General features: G+C 47.3%; 5 protein-coding genes and 1 pseudogene. 2 read left to right on the top strand and 4 right to left on the bottom strand.

The genetic code is table 11. The features are described 5' to 3' along the window. The 4 genes and pseudogenes from ACLFWI_RS28120 to ACLFWI_RS28105 form a co-directional block, all read right to left on the bottom strand. Positions 1-391 (bottom strand): annotated as a pseudogene (locus ACLFWI_RS28120) (RNA-guided endonuclease InsQ/TnpB family protein); the annotation flags it as partial. 84 nt (positions 392-475) lie between these two features. Beyond that, a complete protein-coding gene (locus ACLFWI_RS28115; protein ID WP_446415675.1) occupies positions 476-1,768 on the bottom strand; it encodes a recombinase family protein in 1,293 nt (430 codons plus the stop codon). 93 nt (positions 1,769-1,861) lie between these two features. Beyond that, the gene (locus ACLFWI_RS28110; RefSeq protein ID WP_446415674.1) at positions 1,862-2,224 is read right to left on the bottom strand and encodes a VOC family protein; all 363 of its coding nucleotides are present in this window, start codon (positions 2,222-2,224) and stop codon (positions 1,862-1,864) included. A gap of 490 nt (positions 2,225-2,714) precedes the next feature. Beyond that, complete coding sequence (locus tag ACLFWI_RS28105) at positions 2,715-2,972, bottom strand: helix-turn-helix transcriptional regulator (RefSeq protein ID WP_446415673.1); 258 nt, start codon at positions 2,970-2,972, stop codon at positions 2,715-2,717. A 234-nt stretch (positions 2,973-3,206) separates the two neighbouring features. On the opposite strand from ACLFWI_RS28105, the gene ACLFWI_RS28100 reads away from it, so the two are divergent. Next, positions 3,207-3,386 (top strand): hypothetical protein, encoded by a 180-nt coding sequence (locus ACLFWI_RS28100; RefSeq protein WP_446415672.1) that lies wholly within the window; start codon positions 3,207-3,209, stop codon positions 3,384-3,386. Between the two features lie 126 nt (positions 3,387-3,512). Then, on the top strand, positions 3,513-3,854 hold a 342-nt coding region (locus ACLFWI_RS28095; RefSeq protein WP_446415671.1), incomplete at its 3' end, for a hypothetical protein.

Genomic DNA, 3,854 nt, shown 5'->3' with positions numbered 1-3,854 from the left:
CGTACACTTTGAATTTGTATTCTCCATTTTTCGAGGAAACGAATCGCACCCAGCCGCTAGTCTTATATTCAACCGAACGACAGTTTTTCTTAAATTTTGGATACCCCTTCTTTCCCGAAATCTGCTTTTTGCAGTTACTGTAAAACCGAGCGATTGACGAATAGGCTCGTTCTACAGCCGTTTGACAAGCATGAGAATTTAGGTCTTTAACAAAAGAGAACTTAGCTCTTAGCGATGTGTTATAGCGATACAACTCTTTTTGTCCAACATTTTTGTTATCCATCCAGTATCGGATACAATTGTTGCGGACAAACTGAGCCGTTTGAATCGCTTCATTGATCGCTGAGTATTGAATTGTCTTTCCTTTAGCCTTAAACTCAAAGACCAGCATTTGACGTGAAACAACTCCACATCACAATTATAACACAAAGTCCCCCTAGAAGGGGGGAGGCATGAGACCCATTCTTTCGGTAAACTAGAAGATAAAAATAAGTTGAAGCCGCCACTCTTTACCCTGACGAATGAGTTTGACTTGCCGAATAAATTCTCGAAAGTAAAATCGGCGTTCAGATTCCGATAAATCTGACCAGAATTGGGGAATGGATACGGTTTGCGCGATCGCACCTAAATTAACGGGGGGCAGGGAGGCAAGCTGGGAAAGGAGTTGAGACAGTTCCGTGCGGAGTTTATAGGCGCGAAGCTGGGCGGTTTCAGTATCCAGGACACCTGTTACAGTTAAGTGGTTAAGCTGGTCTAATACCGCTTTTTGCTCAGTAATCTGGCTGCTCAGAGATTGCTTGACCTCATCCAAGTTGGGCAGGTTCATCCCGGCTACGGCACGGGGTAACTCTTGACAAATGGTTTGAATTGTGCAGTCTAAAACCGGCTGGTAGGGAATCCCACGGCATTTAGGGCGCTTGGGACAGTTAACGGGACGCAGGTAAAGATATTCCCAGTTCTGGCGGGGGCGAGTGACGCTGGTGACACTCATCTGAGATTGACACTCACCACAAACGACTAAACCGGCTAAGGAACGGGGGGCGCTGGCTGTTCGAGACGGGAGACGACGGTTACGACGCAGCAGACGGTCAATTTGGGCGGCTTCTTCGCGGTTGAGAATCGGGCTATGGGTGTCACAGATAACTTCTCCGTTACGATAGGCGAGATCACCCCGATAAACGGGGCTGGTTAGCCAACGTTTACCTGTTGCCACTGAGATTTTTTTACTATACTTTTTTTCCAGATACCGCACCGCACCGCGTAATGAGCCGTACAGCAGAAATTGGTCGAAAAAATCTTTGACTAAAGGGGCAGTACTGCGATCCAGAATATAGCGGTCTTTGCCCCGTCGGTAGCCGTAGGGGGCTTTTCCCGGTGGGGGTAGGGCGTTGAGGCGATTACGGGCATGTCCTTGACGCAGACGGCGAGAACTGGCTTCTTGCTGGACTTCACTGAGGAGTTGGAGTAAGTTGGTTTGGGAGTTGGGGTCATGGGAGGAGTAGGATTGTTCAGTCGCCATGACAATGACACCTAGATCGTGGATTTGAGTGAGGCGATCGCTCACTTGGGTAATAGAGTCGCCTAGTTCCTCTAAACGGCGGATCAGCAGATAATCAGTCGGTTCAGTTTGACAATCAGCGAGGAGTTGTCGCCACTGTTGACGCCCCCCCAAATCTTGATAGACGTGATCGACTTCCCACCCCCAGATAACTGGATCTGGAGGAGATTCTAAGAGGGGATCGGTGTAGAGGTAGGCGACGATTCGCATTTTTGACCCTTCTCGACTTTCGAGGGAACCTGGTGTTGCATTTTGTTAAGGAAACCGGGTTTTGAATAACGACGAATAACAAAGGACATAAGACTAAACTTGACTGAGTTCAATAATGTTACCATCGGGGTCTTGGGTGAATAAAGCCGCACGACCCGACGCGCTCATTTGGATCGGGCAGTTATGTTCCAATAGCTTGGTTTTGGTGTCATCTAAGTTAGCCACCGAGAAGGCGACGTGAGGATTGCGTCCCCATTTTTCCGGGTTTTGCAGGTGAGTTGAGAGCGTGGTGTCAACGATGAGGTGGAGTTGAACATCGCCAATTTGATACCAGACACCTGGATATTTTAGCGATCGCTCGACTTTCAATAACCCTAAGATGTTGCTATAAAAGTGTTCGGCGTCCTCCAGGTTAGAGACGAGAATAGCTGTATGGAGACATTGGGTAATTTGCATGGCGAGTTAGCTGTTGAATGGGATTCTAGCTTTCATCGAAAATTAGGGTTGGTAAGGGGACGAATGGAAATCCCTGTCATTTATGTATGGGGAGGATCTTGCCCCCAAAAGCTAAAGTCATAATCGAGCTGACTGCATCTCTAGTTTGTAGTCCATTTTAATGGACTTGAGCTTTTAGCCGGAAATTTATTTCCTGGCGTCCAAGTTGGTGGTATTCCATTTAAGGAGCGTGCCATTCATCCTAAGCTTGCGATCGCGGTGGTGCTAAGTCATCAGGCAAATCATCAATTGTCCACTGCAATACTCGACAAAGTGCTTTTATAGCAGTAGACACATCGATTAGGACGTTCGGCACCATTGTAGAGACGCGCCATGGCGCGTCTCTACTTCGTTAGCGTTAGTTGAGCATTTTCTCCAGGCATTATACTCAGAACGGGTCAGTGCCGCCGCTTCTCTAAGGAGCCTTAATTCAGATTTGCCTTTGTTGAGATCACTCATTATCAGCAGATTGTGATCGTGATGGTGCTAAGTCATCAGGCAAATCATCAATCGTCCACTGCAATACTCGACAAAGTGCTTTTACTTGCGGCAAAGTCAGCTTGGCTTCCCTGTACCGTCCCGTTTCCCAGTTACTTACAGTTTGCACAGATACATTGACAGCTACAGCCACATCCCTTTGAGTCAAATCCAACTGATCTCTGCGGCTTTTTAGGGGGGATTCCTGCTCTACCTCTTGTTTTTCGGTCATTTCGGTTTAAATATAATTTCCTTATATAAGCTGCTTGACATTTTGGCTATAAGCAGCTTATATTAGGGATGGCATAACTAAAGGTTAGGCAATTGCAAAGCTGCTTTAGAGCTCGTTAATTGCCCTCCCAATTTCAACACAACCTCAAAGACCAGACAACTTAAACAGCTCCGTCAAGATACGGCGTGGCTGACTGGTCTTTCCTTTTCAGTGTCTCATCTTAACCAAATATCCATGAAAAAATCCCCAGCGACGGAAGCTCATCGCGTCGCCACAGACATTGCTGCCATAAAATCCGCCCTCCAACAACAGGGCTACACCACCCGCAAGCGACCCAAACAAGCCGCTTGGACAATTATTCCGCTCAATCAGCGCGGAACTGGCAGAAAAGTTATCGGTAGATACCAAAATTAAACGGCTAAACCCGCCCCTACAACTGATATGCCATGGTATGTCTCTACCTATTGCGATCGCTAACTCTGGTTACTAGACCGATGCTTTAGGGGGATCGAAAACTCGCCAAATCAGCAAACTGATATCATGACACCTTTATTTCGCCGCCTCCAACCCGCCCAGAAATTCCGCATCAGCCTCGCCACGATCGCGAAATTCTTAAAAATTCCTAAACACCTAATCGTGCGTGTGGAATCCTGGGCATATATCGTCTTTGTTCATCGCCGCGACAAAGGCGGACAATTCATCAGTTATCGCCAATTACGCCAATGGTTCAACGCGATCGCCTGCCAAATTCAACACTGCACCACCTGCCAACAACTGCGACAGTTGTGGCTTGCAATTGAGAGCGATCGCAAACGGCATCATAAACAATACAATCACCAGCATATCTCCTGGTTATCTAATCTCTGGACACAGCACGGGGAA

Origin of the sequence: Coleofasciculus sp., assembly GCF_046539235.1 — a bacterium.
Lineage (GTDB): Bacteria > Cyanobacteriota > Cyanobacteriia > Cyanobacteriales > Coleofasciculaceae > Coleofasciculus.
The sequence above is the reverse complement of the archived record's forward strand: the minus strand, read 5'-3'. Positions and strand labels throughout refer to the sequence as shown.